Here is a 17,242-nt window from a genome sequence, read left to right on the forward strand (position 1 = left end):
GCGCTACCGCGCGCCCTGCCCGTCCACCAGCCTCCAGAAGCCGTATTTGCGCCCGTGCTTCTGCCGCAGCGCCTCCACGAACTGATCATGCGTGGGGAAATCACCATAATCGCTGATGGCCGCATCGCAGAACCGGGATTCGGCCAGATGGCGGGCGGCATGGCGGTAGCGTTTCGATTTCGCGCCATCGAGGGTGTCTTTGATCATCGCGCGGCGCATCAGGGTGGCGGCGAGCGGATGCCCGGTCTCCAGCGCAGTGGCGGCGGTTGAGAGGGTGTCATAGGCATTGCCGTCCAGCGCCCCTGCGCGCGCCAGCACAACCCTTGCTGCATGCGCGTGGGCGGGCCAGCCGATCAGGAAACTGATCGCGGCGCCGGGGTGGGGGAAGGTCTCAGCGAAATCCAGCGCCTTTTCCTCGGCCTCCATATCATCAAAATCCGGCAGCAGTTTCAGGTATTTGCGCAGGCTGCGCGCGTTCAGGGTCTGATGGAACGTCTGCCACAGGTGTTGTTTCAGCGCATCCACCCTGCCCAGCTTTTCAAGGCATTCCTCATAGACCACATCAAGATCATGGCGGAACATCCTGAACGGCTTTCCCTCTTCCGCCGCGCGCGCGCGGGTGACGATGCCAAAGGCCTCGTCGATCCGGCCTGCATCCAGCAGGCGGCGTGCAACATCCGGCGCGATGGTGCCAAAGGTCAGCTGTTCTGCCGTGTAGCGCGCCATATAGGCGTCAACATCGCCCTGCGCGTCGGCAATATCGGCCAGAATGATTGACCGGATGGCCTGCCTGTTGCGCTGAATGCTCTGCCCCGGCGCGGCTGACAGACCGCTCTCGCGGTATCGCGCCAGCTCCTGCGCCGTCGGCGGCTGCGCGGCCCATGCGTTGGTGATCTGCTTGAGGTGCTCAAGGCCCTCAGCGCCCAGCGCCCCGGCGGTTGCGGGGATGATGCCGTCGAACTCGCCGTAACCGGCATCGGCCACGGCCTCAAGAATACGGGCGGCCAGTATTTCCGGATCTTGCGAAATACGGGGCGCGAGGCTGGCGATGAGCGCCATGGTCTGATCCATCACACCGCCGATCGCCCCGTTGCTGTCATCGGTGCGCGCCAGCAGCGCGGGGGCGAGTTGCAGAAATGACCAGAGAAGTTCAAACGCGTCAGCGCCATCTTGCGGCGCGATGGTGTTCGCGATCATTGCCAGCGTGGCTTCAAGATCCTTCACCAACGCGCGCTGCTTGCGCCCGTTCAGCGAGCTGGTCGCGCGCCGGAGGGACACGAACCGCTTGCGGATATCATCGGCCACCTCTTTCGGCCCCTGCGCCGCGCTCAGCGCCATCCGCGCGCGCCGCTGAAGCGCCGCGCTGCCCTGCACCAGTTCCATCACCAGCGCGGCGAGCTTTTCCGCGCCGAGGTTTTCGAGATTCGCCTTGTTGAGGGTCTTCTTGGACATGAACGCGGCCCACTGTTTCAGGAGTGCCCTAACTGGCGGGCGACAGGGAGCAATGTCAACGCGCAAGGGCAGCCGTATGCGCAAAGGGGAACGGGCGAAGCGCTCAGCAAATGACAGTGTCGCGCGGCGCTGACAAGTGCACACTCTGGCCTGAGGGCCGGGCGGCGGGAAAGGTCAGCGACCAGCCTGCCCGCGCCAGAGCGGCCTCGGCGATTGCAAGGCCAAGCCCGCTGCCCTTGCTGTTCGTGCCGGTAAAGAAGCGGGCTGTCACATGCGGCAGGTCGCAGGGGGCAATGCCCGGCCCACAATCGCGCACCGTCACCCCGTTTTGTGAAAGCACGACATCCACCGCAGAACCGGCGGGCGCGGCAAGCACGGCGTTTTCAACCACATTACGCAGCGCCAGCCCCAGATGCACCGGGTCGGCGGTCAGGTTGCTGGCACCGCCACTGATCTGCAAGACAACGTTGCGGCCGCGCGCCAGATCCTGCAACGCGTTCACCACCCTTCCGGCGATGGTCTCCAGCCGCTCTGGCAGGACGGGCGCGGGCTGATCATCCTCCACCCGCGCCAGATCCAGAAGCTGGCCCACCAGCCGCGCCGTGCGGTCCACCGCGCCGACCAGCTGATCCAGCGCATGCTGCTGCACCGGGCCTTCGGGTGCCGTCCTTGCAACCTGCGCCTGCGTGCGGATTCCGGCGAGCGGCGTTTTCAGCTCATGCGCCGCATAGACAATGAAATCGCGCTCACGCTGCCGCGCCTGCGCCAGCCGTGCCAGAAGCCCGTTCAGGGCCGCGCCCATCGGCTGAATTTCAGGCGGCAGCGGGCCCGGGGCGACCGGCGCGAGATTGTCATCATTGCGGCCCGCCAGCGCGCTGGCAAACACACTCAGCGGGCGCAGCCCCCGCCCGACGCTCAGCCAGATCGCCAGCGCAAGCAACGGCGCGATCACCCCGATGGGCCAGAGAAGCCCGGCCCGCACATCGGCCACCAGATTTTCGCGCATGTTCAGGCTTTCACCTACCACGATCTCGACGCCAAGATCATGGTTGATGACGGTATAGACGCGCCAGTTGCCGCTTTGCGTCCGGGCCTCGCTGAACCCTTCCACCGCTTCGGCCAGCCGCACCTGCGGCGCGCCGCCGGATTGGCCCAGCAACGTGCCGCGCAGTGACCAGACCTGACAATGCAACTGCCTCTCGATCCCGCCGTTGAACACCCGGAAATCCGGCAGCGCCAGCGCGCCCTCGACGTCCTGGCTGACAGCCTGCGCCAGCCCCTGATCGGACAAAAGCGAGGACACCATATGCCCCGCCTCGGCCAGCCGCGAATCCAGCACACGCTCGATCTGCGCGCGGGTCGAATGCTGCAGCCAGACCACTGCCGAAAGCCAGATCACCCCTGTCGCCAGAAGCAGGATCGCAAAGAGCCGCCACCTTATGGATGTCACAGCGCGCCCCCCTGCAACTGATAGCCCACGCCGCGCACCGTGCGGATCACCCCGGCGCCCAGTTTGGCGCGCAGATTGTGCACATGCACTTCCAGCGCGTTGCTTTCCACGCCCTCCTGCCAGCCATACAGCCGGTCTTCCAGACGGGCGCGCGCAACAATTGCGCCGGGCCGTTCCATCAGGGCCGCCAGCAGCGCATACTCGCGCCGCGACAGGCTGACCGGCTGATCCTTGCGAAACGCGACCTGCCGCGCTGGGTCCAGCGCCAGGGTGCCAAACCGCATGACCGGCTCGGCCCGCCCCTCCTGCCTGCGGGCGATGGCGCGCAGGCGGGCGGCGAGTTCGTCCAGATCGAACGGTTTGCCCAGATAATCATCCGCACCGCGATCGAGCCCGGCAATCCGGTCGGCCACGCTATCCAGCGCGGTCAGCAGGATCACCGGGATGTGAAGCCCCGCCTGCCGCCAGCGCTTCAGAAGATCGAGGCCAGAGCCGTCGGGCAGCATCAGATCCAGCACCACCGCCGCAAAGCCGCCAGCCCGCAAGGCGCTGTCGGCATCCGCGCAAGTGCCTGTCAATTCAGGGACAAATCCGCCCAAGCGCAAACCGGCGACCAGCCCGTCGGCCAGCGTTTCATCATCTTCGACGATCAGAATTCTCATGAAACCTCGTATCGGCTTTCCCGGACGAGGGCCAGATGTGGCGCGGCCAGCTTAAGCCTGCCTTAAGCTGCGCCCCTGATCGGGGCGGCATGACAAATGAACCACGCCTGCCCCAGATCAAGCGTCTTGGCTTTGCCCTCCTTGGTATCGTGCTCCTTGCCGGTGCCGCGGCAGCCCAGCCGATCCAATGGTCCACGCCCGCCGGCGGGGCCCCCCTGCCCCCGCAGGAAGCCTTCGTGCATGAGCATGCGGTGATGCCGGACGGCGCGCTGCAACTCAGCTGGTCGGTGACGCCGGGCTATTACCTCTATCAGGATTCGCTTCAGGTCAGTGGCCCGAACGGGCCAGTTGCGCTTGATCTGCCGCAAGCCGAGACGACCGAGGACCTGACCTTTGGCGAAACATGGGTCTATCGCGACGACGTTCTTCTGACGCTGCCATCCCAAGCAGGCACTCTGACCGTTGAATGGCAGGGATGCCAGGACGGCGGCATCTGCTATCCGCCGCAATCGGCCGAGATCAGCCTTGCCAGCGCCTCGACCGCCCCACAAAGCCTTACGCAAACTACGATGACATTGGCCGACGAACCGGGGTTGATAGACCGGCTGGGCGCGCGGGGCCTGCCGATCCTTCTGGCGGCGTTCTTCGGCTTCGGGCTGGCACTGGCCTTTACGCCCTGCGTGCTGCCGATGGTGCCTATCCTGGGCGGGTTGCTGGCGCGCGATGGTGCCGGGCTGACCCGGCGGCGCGGGTTCATGCTGTCTTCGGCCTATGTCTTTGCCATGGCGGGCGCTTTTGGCCTGCTCGGGCTTGCGGCAGCGGCGACGGGGCAGAACCTGCAGATGGCGCTGCAATCGCCCGTCGCGCTGGGGCTGATCATCGGCCTGTTCGCGGTCCTTGCCCTGTCGATGTTCGGCCTGTTCGAGGTCAGCCTGCCGGGTGCATGGCTTGCACGGCTGCAAGGCCCGGTCGGTGCGCGGCGCGGCACGCTGGGCGGCGCGCTGGGGCTGGGGTTCACCTCGGCACTGGTGGTCGGGCCTTGCGTAACGGCACCGCTGGCCGCAGCGCTTCTTTACATCGCGCAGACGGGCGACATGGCGCTGGGTTCCGCTGCGCTGTTCATGCTGGGGCTGGGCAAGGGCGCGCCGCTGATCATCTTTGGCACGCTGGGGGGCCGCTACCTGCCGCGCTCCGGCCCGTGGATGGTGCGCGTGAAACAGGGCTTCGGCTTTGTCTTTCTGGGCCTCGCGCTGTGGCTGGCGGAACGCGTCGCGCCCGGCCCGTGGTTGGTGGCCTTCTGGGCGCTGTGGCTGGCCGCAATCGGCATCTTCCTGCTGCGCGCCGTGCTGGCCGATGCGCAAACGCCGGTCGGGCGTGGAGCGGTGCGGCTGCTGGCGGCGCTGGTGCTGGTGCCCGCGCTGCTGCTGGGCGTGATGGCCGCGCGGGGTGCGCAAGACCCGTTGCGCCCTTTCGACGCCGCTTCAAACGGACAGGTGGCACCCCTGCGCTGGCAGACGGTCTCTGCTGGTGCCGGGTTTGAGGCCGCGCTTGCAGCCATGGAAGGCCCGACCGTGATCTATCTCACCGCCGACTGGTGCATCACCTGCCGCACGATTGACCGCCGGGTGCTGCCCGATGCGGATGTCGTCGCCGCGCTCACGCCCCTGCGCCGCATCAAGGTCGATCTGACCGAATTTGACAGCGACGCTCAGGCGCTTATGGCCCTTCTGGGTGCAGCGGGGCCGCCGACCATGATCTTCCTTGATGCCGATCGGCGCGAGCTGCCCGGAACCCGGCTGGTGGGCGAAACCCGCATTGCCCCGGTGCTCCAATCAGCGCAGCGGGTAACGCCATGAGCGGGATCACCCTTGGGCCGCTTGTGCTGTCGGTGGATCGCTTTGCCTTCATCGCCGGGGCCGTCGCCTTTCTGATGGTGATCAACCTCATCCGGCGCTTCCGCCACGCCGATCCGGGGCTGGACGGCTGGGGAACGCTGACCCTGCTGACCGGCGCCTTCGCAGCACGGCTGAGCCATGTCGCGCGCAATCTCGATGTCTATGCGCAAGACCCGTTGACCGCTTTTGCCTTCTGGCAAGGCGGCTTCGATGCTCTGGCCGGGCTGGGGGCGGTGGCGCTTTTGCTTGCCGTTCTGGCGCTGCGGCGGCGAACGCGCGTCGCCGAGGGGCTGGTGGCGGCAAGCCTTGCGGGCCTGCTGGTCTGGCAGGGTATCCTGCAGATGGCCCCCGCGCCGGATATGCCGTTGCCCGCCACCCGTTTCGCCGCGCTCGATGGTCCGCCCGCGACACTGGCGGGCGTGGCGGGCGGTCCGGTCGTCATCAACCTCTGGGCCACATGGTGCCCGCCCTGCCGGCGCGAACTGCCGATGATGATGGAAATTGCCGAGGCCCAGCCAGAGGTGCGGGTGGTCTTCCTCAATCAAGGCGAGTTCGGCCCTGACGTGCGCCAATATCTGCTGCGCGAAGACCTCGCCACCGACCGCGTGCTTCTGGACCCTGCGCGCGAGGCCATGGCGCATTTTGAAACGCCGGGCCTGCCCGCCACCCTTTTCTTCTCATCCGATGGCACGCTCGAAGACGTGCATCTGGGCGAGATCTCGCGCGCGGCGTTCCAGTCGCGCCTGCAATCCCTGAGGTAATTTCGTGAAACACCACCCTGCCCTGATCGGCCTAGCGCTGGCCGCGCTGCTTTCCGCATGCGCCGCACCGACCCCACCCATGCAAGCGGATGAACCCGTTGTCCAAGCCCCTCAACCCCTGCCGCCCGACGTGCTGGCGATGTATGCGGGTCGCCAGGACGGCGACATCTGGATCGAACCGGTCGATCCGCGCTACCTGACGATGGACACAATCCGCCAGGAGGTCGATTACTGGACCGACGCCCGCCCCGGTTCCATCATCGTGGACCCTTGGGACAGACGGCTTTACCTGATCCTCGGGGGCAACCGGGCGATGCGCTATACAGTCGGCGTAGGCGATCAGGGCCGCCAGTTCGCGGGTGATGCCCACATTCCCTACGGGCGCGAATGGCCGCGCTGGACGCCAACCGAGAACATGCTCAGGCGTGACCCCGAAACGAATGAGCGTTTCCGGCACGGTATGGAAGGCGGCGTTGACAACCCGCTGGGCGCGCGCGCGCTCTATCTGCATCGCGGCGGGCGCGACACGCTCTATCGCATCCACGGCACGCCCTATCCCTGGACGGTGGGCGAGGCGAGTTCCTCGGGCTGCATCCGCATGTTCCAGCAAGATGTGATCGACCTGTATGGGCGCGTCGGCACAGCGCGCGCCCGCGTCACCGTCCTGCGCGAAGATCAGGCAGGGCGCGGCACCGTGCCGCCGGGAGCCCGGCCGCCCGACACCAACCAAGGCACAATTCCCATGGCCGAAGCACAGACCCTGCAGCGCATGGCCAATGAGAACGATCTGACACTCGACATGCTGCTTGGCAGCGACTGACCCCAAGACGGAGAGAATGACATGCTGACACGCCGGACCTTTGCCCTTGCCGCCGCGACCGGACTTGTGGGCGGCGCGCTTGCCCTGCGGGGCTTTGCCCAGAACAGCGCCGAGGCTGGCGCGGGCCCGACGGTTGAGGAGGTCCTGCATGACCCCGACCAGCCGGTGCTGGGCAACCCGGAGGGTGATCTGACCATCGTCGAGTATTTCGACTATCAATGCCCGTTCTGCAAACGATACCACCCCGACCTGATGCGCGCGGTGGAACGCGACGGAAATATCCGGCTTCTGATGAAGGACTGGCCAATCTTCGGCGCCACATCGACCCGCGCAGCACAGCTTGCACTCGGCGGACTCGCTGATGGCAGCTATGCCCGCGCGCACGACGCGTTGATGGCTACCGAAGGGCGGCTGAGCTTCCGGCAGGTTGATGACACGCTTCAGGCCGCGGGCCTTTCGCCCGATACCTTGCAAAATGGCTATCGTGGCGCGCGTGAGCGCCTCGATGCGCTGCTGATCCGCAACGCGCGGCAGGCCGCGGCCTTTGGCCTCTCCGGCACACCGGCCTTCATTATCGGCCCGGTAATCTATCCCGGTGCCATGCGCGCCGATGATCTGGATCGCGCCATCCGTGAGGCGCGGGGGTGATCCTGTCTGGCTCCCTCCCCGGCGTTGCGCGTTTTCCGCGTGCCGGACCCGCGCAGGCGACTACGCGTGATCACCCTTTGCGCGCAGACACAGAGCGACCAGCAACCCGGCCATTGTCAGCAAAGCCGCCCCGAAAAGAAAGGGCAGTTGCGGGCCGCCCAGATCAATCAGAAATCCCCCGCAGAGCACGCCTGTGGCAATCGCGCTCTGCATGATCGCGAATTGCATGCATCCGGCGTTTTCGGCGTCATGCCCCAGCTCGCGCGTTACCCAGGTTGTCCAGGCCACCGGAATAAAGCCAACCGAAAACCCCCATGCTGCCATAAGCCCGCAGTAAAGCCCGAATGTCGGCTCTCCCAGCAGGAACCCGATGGCGCAAAGAGCGACCAGAACCGGTGGCACCGCCAGAGTCATCTTCAGATTGCGCACGATCATCCATGAGGAAATCGCCGTCCCAATGAAATTGGCCGCCCCGAATACAAGAAGAACCGAGGAGATATCAGCGATCCCGAACCCGCCATACTGCTCCAGAAGCGGGCGGATATACGCGAAAAGCGAGAATTTGCCCGCAAAGGTGCAGAACAAGGCCGCCATGGCCAGCGCAAGCCCTTTGTGCCTGCGCAAGGCATAGATTCCGGCAATATTGCCTCCATGCTTCGCGGGGAGCGGAGGCAGGGTCAGGGTCTGCAACAGCAGACAGAGCGCGCCGAAGGCCGCCGCCAGCAGAAAGACGCCGCGCCAACCCAGAAGCTCACCCAGAAGACTACCCGCGGGCACCGAAATCATCATCGCTACCGGCACGGCACCGAAAATCAGCGACAGCGCCTTCGGCACGTCCCTCGGCAGCGTCAGGCGCAGCACCAGCGACACAGACATCGCCCAGAATGCGCCAAGGCCAAGGCCGAACAGCACGCGCCCGGCCAGCATGACACCATATCCCGGCGCCAGCCCGACGGTGAGCGCGCCCAGCGCAACAAGGCCGGTGCAGGCCAGCACCACGATGCGCCGGTCCAGTCTGCGGGTGAGGGTGGAGGCGAAGAGACTGGCGAAGATCGCCACGAAAGCGGACATCGAGATGGCCTGCCCCGCCATACCTTCCGACACGCCAAGGCCCTGCGCCATGGGACTGAGCAGGCTGGCGGGGAGCAGTTCTGATGTGACAAGACTTGCGGCCCCGAAAGCCAGCGCCAGAACGGCACCCCATGACGTCCGCTGCAACTGCGCGGATTTCGGAAAGTAAGCCTCGGTGGTGGTCATAGGGGCTCCCGGCCTGAAAACAGGCGCGTCATTGATCACGCTCCTGACCGTCGGAAAGACGCTCAGGAGCAGATCAGGGCTTTAGGTTGAGGGCCGTTCGCTGGCCTCAGGCGACGCGTTCCTGGAAATTCCAGCCGCGTGCGGGCACCGCATCAATCAGGTAGCGGGTATATTCATGCTCAGGCGTGGTCAGAATATCGACCGCGCGCCCCGCTTCAACCACCTGCCCGTTGTGCATGACAATAACGCTGTCGCAAAGCTGGGCGGCCACACGCAGATCATGGGTGATGAACAGGATGGACACGCCCAGGCGATCACGCAGATCAAGCAGCAGGCGGATCACCTGAGCTTGCACCGAGACATCAAGGGCCGAGACCGCCTCGTCACAGATCAGCACCGATGGATCAAGCGCCAGTGCCCGCGCAATGCAGATCCGCTGGCGCTGTCCCCCTGAAAGCTGATGTGGATAGCGGTCAAGCATCGCCGCCTGCAGGCCCACCGCCTCAATCAGTTCAACGCAGCGCCGCCGGATTTCAGCAGCCGGAACACCGAAATTGACCATCCCTTCCGCGATCACATCGCGCAGTTTCATGCGCGCGTTCATCGAGCGGTAGGGATCCTGAAACACGATCTGAACATCCCGCCGGGCACTGCGCATCTTGGCCGCCGAGAGGCTGGCAATATCGGTGCCGACCAGCCGCACACTTCCCGCACTAGCCTTGACCAGCCGCGCAACACAGCGCGCCAGCGTGGTTTTGCCCGAACCGCTCTCTCCGACAACGCCCAGAATTTCGCCTTTGCGCAGCGAAAAGTCTGTGGGATGCAGGGCGTTGAGCTGCCGCCGTTTGCCGAAGCTTCCGATGGTGTATTGCTTGGCCATGCCCGCAACTTCGAGCACCAGATCTTCCGCCATGTCACGCGGCGGCACCGGCACGAGACTTGGCACAGACGAAATCAGCATGCGGGTGTAGTCGTCCTTGGGGCGTGTCAGAATGTCGAGCCGGGCGCCCTCTTCCACGACATGCCCCTTGTTCATCACCAGAATGCGGTCGGCGATATCATGCACCACGCCAAAGTCATGGGTGATGAAAAGCACCGCCGTGCACATCTCGCGCTGCAGCTCAGAGATCAGATGCAGGATCTGCGCCTGTGTCGTCACATCCAGCGCCGTTGTGGGCTCATCGGCAATCAGCAGCCTGGGCCGCAGAATGAGCGCCATGGCGATCACCACGCGCTGCCGCTGGCCGCCCGAAAGCTCGTGCGGGTAGGAGCTGAATATCCGTTCAGGGTCTGGCAGCTTTACCGAGCGGAACATCTCCAGCACCCGCTCATGACGGCCCCTGCGGTCCCCGTCGTTATGGATGTCGAGCACCTCAAGGACCTGATCGCCTATCCTTTCGACAGGATTGAGGGCGGTCATCGGCTCCTGAAAGATCATCGACATCCGCGCCGCGCGCAGGCTGCGAAGCTTGGCCGGGCTTGCTTTCAGAAGATCCACGCCTTCAAGGCGAATTGATCCTGAGCTGGCCCGAAGAGCGGCGGCGTCAAGAATCTGCATCACCGCAAGGCTGGTTACGGATTTCCCCGAACCGCTTTCGCCCACAATGCAAAGGGTCTCGCCCGCGTGGACCTTGAAGTTGATTCCCGAGACGATTTCAGGCCCGCCATGCAGCGAAACCGAGAGGTTCTCAACTTCCAGCACCACGTCTTGTTCTTTGGCTGCGGTCATGTGTCAGATCCGTTTCACGAGCTTGGGGTCAAGAGTGTCGCGCAAGCCATCACCCAGCAGATTGATCGCCAGCACCGTTAGCGACAGAAAGATGCCGGGGAACAGCACCAGCCCGGGGAAAAGCTGGAAGAACCGGCGCCCCTCAGCCATGATATTGCCCCAGGTCGGAATTTCCGGCGGCAGGCCCACACCGAGGAAGCTGAGCGCTGATTCAGTCAGGATGGCCGAGGCAATGATGAAGCTGCCCTGAACGGTCAGCGGAGCCAGGGTGTTGGGCAGCATGTGCAGCAACAGTATCCGCCATGTCGGCGTGGCCATCGAAATGGCCGCCTCGACAAACGGTTCGCTGCGCAATGACAGCACCACTGAGCGCACAAGGCGCGCAACGCGCGGCACCTCGGGCACCACGATCGCGGTGACCACCGTGGTAAAATTGGCCCCCATGACGGCGACCAGTGCCACCGCAAGAATGATCGCGGGGATGGCCATAATCCCGTCCATCAGCCGCATGATGACCCCGTCCAGCGCCGGGAAGTAACCGCTCACCAAACCGATCATGAGCCCCACCACCAGCGCGATCAGGGCCACCAGAAGGCCGACGGCCAGCGACGCCCGGGTGCCGATAAGAACCCTCGCCCAGATATCGCGCCCCATCGGATCTGTGCCAAAGAGGAACTCTGCCGAGGGTGGCCGCAGACGCACCGCCGGGTTGATGAAGTGCGGATCGGTCGAGCTGAGCATGGGCGCGAAGATACCCGCCAGAATCACCAGTCCGAGCACGGTTACGGCGAACACGTTCTGCCGCAGAAACATCCCGACGCGGCGCAGGCGAATGGCATGGATATTCTGCCCCTCGCCGCCTTGCGGATGAGAAATCGAAGTCATTTGTCCCCCAGTCGCATCTCAATACCGGATGCGCGGATCGAACACCGAGTAGAGAATGTCGGTGAGAAGATTGATGCCGATGTAGATCAGCGAGAGCAGCAGGATCAGCCCCTGGATCAGGGGATAGTCCCGTGCCAGAACCGACTCGACCACAAGGCGCCCCATCCCCGGAAGGTTGAACACGCTTTCCGTAACCACCACCCCGCCGATAAGAAAAGCAGCAGCAGACCCGGCAACGGTTATGATCGGCACCGCGGCATTGCGCAGCGCATGGCGCAACAGAACGCGGCGCTCGGTAGCGCCTTTCGCGCGTGCAGTCCGGATGAAATCTTCGCCAAGCGTTTCAAGCAGGCTGGAGCGCGTGATACGCGAAACAAGCGCGATATAGGCCAGCGAGAGCGTGATGGCAGGCAACGTCACCGTGCGCACAAAGCGAAGCGGATCATCGGCCAGTGGCGTGAAGCCCTGCACCGGAAACCAGCCTGCCTTCACGGCAAAAATGAAGATGAACGCATAGCCGACCACAAACACCGGCGTGGAGAAGCCCAGAACCGCGACAGACATCACGGCCTTGTCGATGAACCGCCCGCGCGCCCATGCCGCAAGGATTCCCATCGGAATCGCAAGGAGCAACGAGAAGATGATCGTCACGATCGCCAGTGAAAGCGTTGTGCTGACCCGCGCCCCGATCATCTCGGTGACGGGCCTGCCCGAATGCAGCGACGTGCCCATATCGCCGGTCACAACCCGCCCCACCCATCTGGCGAACTGCACAGGCAGCGGCTGGTCCAGCCCCATATTCTGACGCATCCGCGCCAGTTGCTCGGCGCTGGCGGATTCACCGGCGATGATGACCGCCGGATCGCCCGGCGCCAGGAAAAGCATACTGAAGACCAGCAGCGCGACCACCCCCATGACGGGGATGGTCGCGACGATCCTGCGAAGGATATAGAAAATCATCCGTTTATTCCGCAGCCTTGGAAACGTTCCAGAACACGGTCGGGCCGTTCGGAATCAGCCCTTCCACTTCGGTCCGCCATGCGTTCAGGCGGCTGCTCTGACCCAGCGGCGCATAGATACCCTCTTCATAGACGATCCGCTGAATACGCGCCGCGATTTCGCGGCGGTCGTCGAGGTCCGGCTCGGTCAGGAAGGCATCGATATTTTCCTGAATCTCGGGCACATCGCCCCAGCCTGCGTAGCTTTCCTCACCGCCTGCCAGGATCATGAAGGAGCGCAGCGGGTCAGAGATTTCGTTGACCTGCCAAGAGGTTACGAAAATGCTCCACCCTCCGTTCTGCACCGATTCCTGCGACGCTCGCCGCGAGAGCATGGACATGAAATCCATCGCCTGCATCTCGACAGTGAACCCCGCAGCGCGCAGTTGCTGCGCCATGACCGGCGCGACAGCAGCCATCGCCTCGCTGTCGGTGACATGCAGGATCATCACGGGTTCACCGTTATATCCTGCCTCTTCCAGCAGTGCCCTCGCTTCTTCGGGGTTGGCCTCAATGGCGATCTCGGCCAGTTCGTCAGACTCGTAGGTCGTGCCACAGCCGAACACCGCGCCGCAGACCATGTGGTTCTCGGCATCGCCATACTGGGCTTGCAGGATTTCACGCTGTCCGATTGCGTTCAGTGCTGCAAGCCGCACAAGCCGGTTGTCGAATGGCGCGTGCAGAAAATTCAGCCGGTAGCCGTATTGATAGCCGTTCTCATCAAGATGCCCGGACGTGATGGAAGGGTTGGCCTCTACCAGAGGGGCAAGGTCAAGCGGCACGGTCTGAACAAAGTCGATCTCGCCTTCATTGAGCGCATTGACCGCCGTCAGCGCATCGGCAATCTCGATGCGTTCGATCCGCTCTACCCGCGGCACCTTGCCACCGGCCATTCCGCTCGGCTCTTCCGACCTCGGCTGGTAGGCTTCATTCCTCTGATAGACGCTTCTCACGCCCGGCACATATTCGGCTTCGACGAACATGAAAGGCCCTGAGCCGGTGTAATCCGTGATCGCCTCAGTCACCGGGGTCGCCGCAACTGACGCCGGCATGATGAAAAGCGGCACCCCGCTGGGTTTCGCAAAGGCCTCGATGACGACACCGGAAGGGGTGTTCAGCTCCATCACGAAAGTCAGATCATCCTCGGCGGTGATGCTGTCCGTCAGGCCCATGATCGCCATGCCCATGCGGTCACGCTGCCCCCAGCGCTGAATGGAGGCCACCACATCCTCGCTGGTCACCGGCGAGCCGTCATGAAACGCCAGCCCCTCACGCAGGGTGAACGTGTAGGTTCTGCCATCCTCGGAAAGAGTGTGGCTTTCGACCATCTGGGGCTGCGGCGTGCCGTCAGCGTCTTCGCTGAACAGCGTGTCGTAGATCATGTAACCGTGTTCGCGGGTCTGGTGCGCTGCCGAAAGAATCGGGTCAAGGTTGCCCAGACGCGTTTCCATCGCAATTCTGAGATCCTGCGCAGACGCCGCCCCCCAAAAGCAGGTAGACATGAGGATTGCGGCAATACCGGTGCGTTTCATCTTTTCATTCCCTGTTGGTTGGACAGATGATTTCGCCGCGCCGGTCAGGCGGCGCGGCAACGATTTCGCGCTTCAGAGCGCGCGGAATTCGGGAAAACTGGAGGGTGAGAGCTGCTCGATATCGCGCTTGCCCCAGTCGGTCACATGCATATGCTCCCACATATGCTGGGCGCCGGCCTGAAGGTCTGACGCAAGTTTTTCAACATCGACGCCCGGAATGATGCGGTTTTCCATCACCATCCGGCCATTGATCATTGTGGAGTGCAGATCCTCGGGCGTCGCCGAATAGACGATATTGCGGATCGGATCGCGCATCGGGGTCATGAACAGGCCGCGGCCCGCCCAGAACAGCAGATCCGCCTTCGCACCCTTGGCGATCCGGCCCAGATCGTCGCGGCCCAACGACTTCGCCCCTCCGACCGTGGCCGAGTTGAAGACATCGGCAGCCGTGGCAACCTCGGTACGGCGATCCTGGATCTTTGAAATGACCGCCGTCCAGCGCAGGGCCTCGATCATGCTTTGCGGGCAGGTATCGGTACCAAGGGCCATGTTGATCCCTTTGGCGAGATACTTTGAATAGCTCTCCATCGCGATACCGCGACGGGCAAAGACCCAGACGTTATGTGCCACATGCGTGCCGGTTTCCGCCAGCAGTTCAAGATCATTGCCGTGGTAATTCACCCAGCTTGACCCGGTGGGCATGATGACATGACCCAGCAGCACGTTTTCGCCCAGAAAGCCAAGCTGGTGCAGCCACTCCACGGGTGAGCACCCGTTCCGGCGCACCATTTCCTGAAATTCCGGCACAGATTGCGAGACATGGAGGGCGACGGGTACCTTCATGTCGCGCCCGATCTCGGCGGTACGCTGCAGAAGTGCCGCCGAGCAGGTATCGACCTGTGCGGGGGTCAGGAAGCCCTTGAGCAAGCCATTCGCCCGCCCCTCAAGCTTTTCGATGAAGCGCACCGCGTGGTCCATCCGCTCGCGGCCGTCATCTTCCGCCCATTCGTATTTCACGCTGCGCCCGTCATCGGTAAACCACCGGCCGGAGCGGTACATTTCACCGATATAGGCGCGCAGACCGACCTTCTCGCATTGCTCTGCAACGTAGTCGCCGTGGCTTCCCATTTCCACGACAGTGGTCGTGCCCGTGCGGATCATCTCGGGCACCGACATGGCCACTGACGCACGGCGCGCCTGGTCGGTGATGGCGCCGTCACGGGCGGTGAGGAACTCGAACAGGCCCGACAGATAGAAATTGCGCGGCCCGCGATCCTCGACAAAGGAGCGGTCAAGCGGGCTCTCGCTCATGTGGACATGGGTGTTGATGAAGCCCGGCGTCACGATCTTGTCGCTGGCATCAATGATCTCGTCGGCGTGCCCGTCGAAGCTTTTGCCGACGAAAGTGATGCTGTCATTCTCTACCACAATCACCCCGTCGCGCAGATGCGTATGGGTGCCGTTCTGGTAGGCGACGATGTGCCCTGCCTTGATGAGCTTAACTGTCATTCCCTGATCTCCTGTCCTGTTCGAACGGAGCCTAAAATGCAGTTTGCATTCGATCAACACTTTTATTTCAGGTTGCAGCCATTTGCGCCGCTGAGCCTCCCCTTGCGGCACCGCCTGCCCCCAGCCCGCCCTGAAGCCTGCCGCACCGCCGGAGACAGATGCGACGAGAGCACGGGGTCGCTCAGAAAGCGGAAAATCGCGCAAAAAACCTCAAAATCAACTGCTTACGTTGCGGAAAGCGAGGGGTGGCCTTTCAGGCTATCGCCCAGCGGCGGCCCGAGGATGCGCCTTAAAGGCAGCCGACATGCGCCCCGGCTGCCCGGTCAAAGAATCCTCACACAGGCGGCGCTGGCGAATATTTGTGCACAATGCGCACCGAAATCAGAAATAGAAAAACCGGAACATACCGACTGTTTCGCGAATCGCGGGCATAGGCGCACCGCATCCGTGCCCTGTTTGCGGCGGGAATCACGAGAGGGAACCCTAGGCTTCCATGAACTCGCGCCAGCGATGGGTGAGGTAGGTGTGCTCATCCATGAACGCATTCCAGACGCGGACACTGGCCATCCGTTCGCTGTAGGAACCACCATCGCGCCGTTGGCCCCGGGCGATCACCGGCCGTCCATAGACATCGCTCAACGCCTCGGATGCTTCCTGCCCATCATACCAGTAGCCCCATTCCGCCGCGCTGAGATAAGGCTTCGCGGTTTCCGGCAGGATCGTGTAGTAACCCTGCCGCGATGCTGCGGCCCCCGGATAGCCGGAAAGCCACCAGTCGGCATAGGCATAGGCGGCTTCCAGCAACTCACCCCGCGTCGTCGTCGAGATGCACAGGTCGCTGTGCCATCCCCGCCCGCCCTCGACAGCATTGGCGATCACCAACGGATACCCTTCGCCGCGCAGCCGCTGCACGGTCGGCCCGAAAATGCTCTGGGCCAGAACGCCCCCCCGGCGCATCAACCGCGCCGATTCCTCGGAATCCGCCCAGAACCCTTTGAAATGGCCCTGCTTCTTGCGCTGGATCAGGCCGTCAACGACATGATCAATTTCCTCGATCGCAAGATTGGCGAGGTTGCTGAACTGGATCCCGTCAGCAGCCTCGGTTGCCAGTGCCGCCTCGATCATGCCCAGAACCGGGTCGGCGACCAAAGCCACATGCCCGCGCAGGCGCGAATCCAGCAGCCAGCTCCAGCTTTCCGGTTCATCCGCTCCGATTTTCTCGCGTAGCGAGCGGTGGTAGCCGAAGCAGTCCACCCCCTGCGTGATCGGCAGGATCGCCGTGCGGCTGGTCGGCGCACTTCCGAGCCGTCCGTCCGGCTGAACGAATATCCCCGCGAACGGATGGGCGCCAAGCGGGCGCCGCGCCCTTGCGAGCAGCGCCTTTCCGAACCTGAGCTTGTCCAGATCAAACGGCTGAATGGCCTTGGCAGTCCACATCAGGTCAACCGTATGCCACTGATGATAAACGTCAAAACTGTCCGGCTGGCTGACAACCCTTTGCAGGCCTTTCAGGCTGTCGATCATCTCGAACTGGATCGGAAACGGCAGCTCGCTCTTCGCACGGTCCATGATCGGCTGCGCGACCATTTCACTGCGGACGATGATGCGCAGCGCGGGTCTTTGGCGGGTGTTCATCACAACTCC

At 63.6% G+C, this 17,242-nt stretch carries 14 protein-coding genes; 4 read left to right on the top strand and 10 right to left on the bottom strand.

Annotated features, from left to right (window positions below):
• Positions 1-3 precede the first annotated feature (3 nt).
• From V7Q53_RS05620 to V7Q53_RS05630, 3 genes are all read right to left on the bottom strand, one after another.
• Entirely contained in the window at positions 4-1,452 is a 1,449-nt protein-coding gene (locus V7Q53_RS05620; RefSeq protein WP_333827483.1) for a DUF6880 family protein, read from the bottom strand.
• Positions 1,453-1,555: 103 nt separating this feature from the next.
• The gene (locus V7Q53_RS05625; RefSeq protein WP_333827484.1) at positions 1,556-2,902 is read right to left on the bottom strand and encodes an ATP-binding protein; all 1,347 of its coding nucleotides are present in this window, start codon (positions 2,900-2,902) and stop codon (positions 1,556-1,558) included.
• The gene (locus V7Q53_RS05630; protein ID WP_333827485.1) at positions 2,899-3,564 is read right to left on the bottom strand and encodes a winged helix-turn-helix domain-containing protein; all 666 of its coding nucleotides are present in this window, start codon (positions 3,562-3,564) and stop codon (positions 2,899-2,901) included. The genes V7Q53_RS05625 and V7Q53_RS05630 overlap by 4 nt, the downstream gene beginning before the upstream one ends.
• A gap of 89 nt (positions 3,565-3,653) precedes the next feature.
• Between V7Q53_RS05630 and dsbD the strand changes: the two genes are divergently transcribed.
• From dsbD to V7Q53_RS05650, 4 genes are read left to right on the top strand one after another with little or no spacing between them, the layout of a single operon-like run.
• Positions 3,654-5,420 carry a protein-disulfide reductase DsbD gene (gene dsbD / locus V7Q53_RS05635; protein WP_333827486.1) on the top strand — a complete coding sequence of 589 codons (1,767 nt, stop codon included), beginning with the start codon at positions 3,654-3,656 and terminating at the stop codon, positions 5,418-5,420.
• Positions 5,417-6,220 carry a TlpA disulfide reductase family protein gene (locus V7Q53_RS05640; protein ID WP_333827487.1) on the top strand — a complete coding sequence of 268 codons (804 nt, stop codon included), beginning with the start codon at positions 5,417-5,419 and terminating at the stop codon, positions 6,218-6,220. The genes dsbD and V7Q53_RS05640 overlap by 4 nt, the downstream gene beginning before the upstream one ends.
• 4 nt (positions 6,221-6,224) lie before the next feature.
• On the top strand, positions 6,225-7,040 hold the full coding sequence (locus V7Q53_RS05645; RefSeq protein ID WP_333827488.1) for a L,D-transpeptidase: 816 nt from the start codon (positions 6,225-6,227) through the stop codon (positions 7,038-7,040).
• 21 nt (positions 7,041-7,061) lie between these two features.
• Positions 7,062-7,688, top strand: coding sequence for a DsbA family protein (locus V7Q53_RS05650; RefSeq protein ID WP_333827489.1), 627 nt, complete (start codon positions 7,062-7,064; stop codon positions 7,686-7,688).
• A gap of 60 nt (positions 7,689-7,748) precedes the next feature.
• Here V7Q53_RS05650 and V7Q53_RS05655 read toward each other — a convergent pair whose 3' ends face one another.
• The 7 genes from V7Q53_RS05655 to V7Q53_RS05685 all read right to left on the bottom strand — a co-directional run bounded on the left by V7Q53_RS05655 (position 7,749) and on the right by V7Q53_RS05685 (position 17,233).
• Positions 7,749-8,945 carry an MFS transporter gene (locus V7Q53_RS05655; protein ID WP_333827490.1) on the bottom strand — a complete coding sequence of 399 codons (1,197 nt, stop codon included), beginning with the start codon at positions 8,943-8,945 and terminating at the stop codon, positions 7,749-7,751.
• A 106-nt stretch (positions 8,946-9,051) separates the two neighbouring features.
• Positions 9,052-10,674 (bottom strand): ABC transporter ATP-binding protein, encoded by a 1,623-nt coding sequence (locus V7Q53_RS05660; RefSeq protein ID WP_333827491.1) that lies wholly within the window; start codon positions 10,672-10,674, stop codon positions 9,052-9,054.
• A gap of 3 nt (positions 10,675-10,677) precedes the next feature.
• On the bottom strand, positions 10,678-11,559 hold the full coding sequence (locus V7Q53_RS05665) for an ABC transporter permease (protein ID WP_333827492.1): 882 nt from the start codon (positions 11,557-11,559) through the stop codon (positions 10,678-10,680).
• A gap of 18 nt (positions 11,560-11,577) precedes the next feature.
• Entirely contained in the window at positions 11,578-12,519 is a 942-nt protein-coding gene (locus V7Q53_RS05670; RefSeq protein WP_333827493.1) for an ABC transporter permease, read from the bottom strand.
• Positions 12,520-12,523: 4 nt separating this feature from the next.
• Positions 12,524-14,008 carry an ABC transporter substrate-binding protein gene (locus tag V7Q53_RS05675; RefSeq protein WP_333827494.1) on the bottom strand — a complete coding sequence of 495 codons (1,485 nt, stop codon included), beginning with the start codon at positions 14,006-14,008 and terminating at the stop codon, positions 12,524-12,526.
• A 153-nt stretch (positions 14,009-14,161) separates the two neighbouring features.
• Entirely contained in the window at positions 14,162-15,598 is a 1,437-nt protein-coding gene (locus tag V7Q53_RS05680; protein ID WP_333827495.1) for an amidohydrolase family protein, read from the bottom strand.
• A 483-nt stretch (positions 15,599-16,081) separates the two neighbouring features.
• Entirely contained in the window at positions 16,082-17,233 is a 1,152-nt protein-coding gene (locus tag V7Q53_RS05685; RefSeq protein WP_333827496.1) for an ABC transporter substrate-binding protein, read from the bottom strand.
• Positions 17,234-17,242 lie beyond the last annotated feature (9 nt).

The organism is Pararhodobacter sp. (assembly GCF_036802785.1).
Classification (GTDB): Bacteria; Pseudomonadota; Alphaproteobacteria; order Rhodobacterales; family Rhodobacteraceae; genus Pararhodobacter.

What these genes read in the sequence shown, in the direction of transcription:
- V7Q53_RS05620 (WP_333827483.1), bottom strand. Translation starts at nt 1,452, where the DNA reads ATGTCCAAGAAGACCCTCAACAAGGCGAATCTCGAAAACCTCGGCGCG.
- V7Q53_RS05630 (WP_333827485.1), bottom strand. Translation starts at nt 3,564, where the DNA reads ATGAGAATTCTGATCGTCGAAGATGATGAAACGCTGGCCGACGGGCTG.
- dsbD (WP_333827486.1), top strand. Translation starts at nt 3,654, where the DNA reads ATGACAAATGAACCACGCCTGCCCCAGATCAAGCGTCTTGGCTTTGCC.
- V7Q53_RS05640 (WP_333827487.1), top strand. Translation starts at nt 5,417, where the DNA reads ATGAGCGGGATCACCCTTGGGCCGCTTGTGCTGTCGGTGGATCGCTTT.
- V7Q53_RS05650 (WP_333827489.1), top strand. Translation starts at nt 7,062, where the DNA reads ATGCTGACACGCCGGACCTTTGCCCTTGCCGCCGCGACCGGACTTGTG.
- V7Q53_RS05655 (WP_333827490.1), bottom strand. Translation starts at nt 8,945, where the DNA reads ATGACCACCACCGAGGCTTACTTTCCGAAATCCGCGCAGTTGCAGCGG.
- V7Q53_RS05660 (WP_333827491.1), bottom strand. Translation starts at nt 10,674, where the DNA reads ATGACCGCAGCCAAAGAACAAGACGTGGTGCTGGAAGTTGAGAACCTC.
- V7Q53_RS05665 (WP_333827492.1), bottom strand. Translation starts at nt 11,559, where the DNA reads ATGACTTCGATTTCTCATCCGCAAGGCGGCGAGGGGCAGAATATCCAT.
- V7Q53_RS05670 (WP_333827493.1), bottom strand. Translation starts at nt 12,519, where the DNA reads ATGATTTTCTATATCCTTCGCAGGATCGTCGCGACCATCCCCGTCATG.
- V7Q53_RS05675 (WP_333827494.1), bottom strand. Translation starts at nt 14,008, where the DNA reads ATGGAAACGCGTCTGGGCAACCTTGACCCGATTCTTTCGGCAGCGCAC.
- V7Q53_RS05680 (WP_333827495.1), bottom strand. Translation starts at nt 15,598, where the DNA reads ATGACAGTTAAGCTCATCAAGGCAGGGCACATCGTCGCCTACCAGAAC.
- V7Q53_RS05685 (WP_333827496.1), bottom strand. Translation starts at nt 17,233, where the DNA reads ATGAACACCCGCCAAAGACCCGCGCTGCGCATCATCGTCCGCAGTGAA.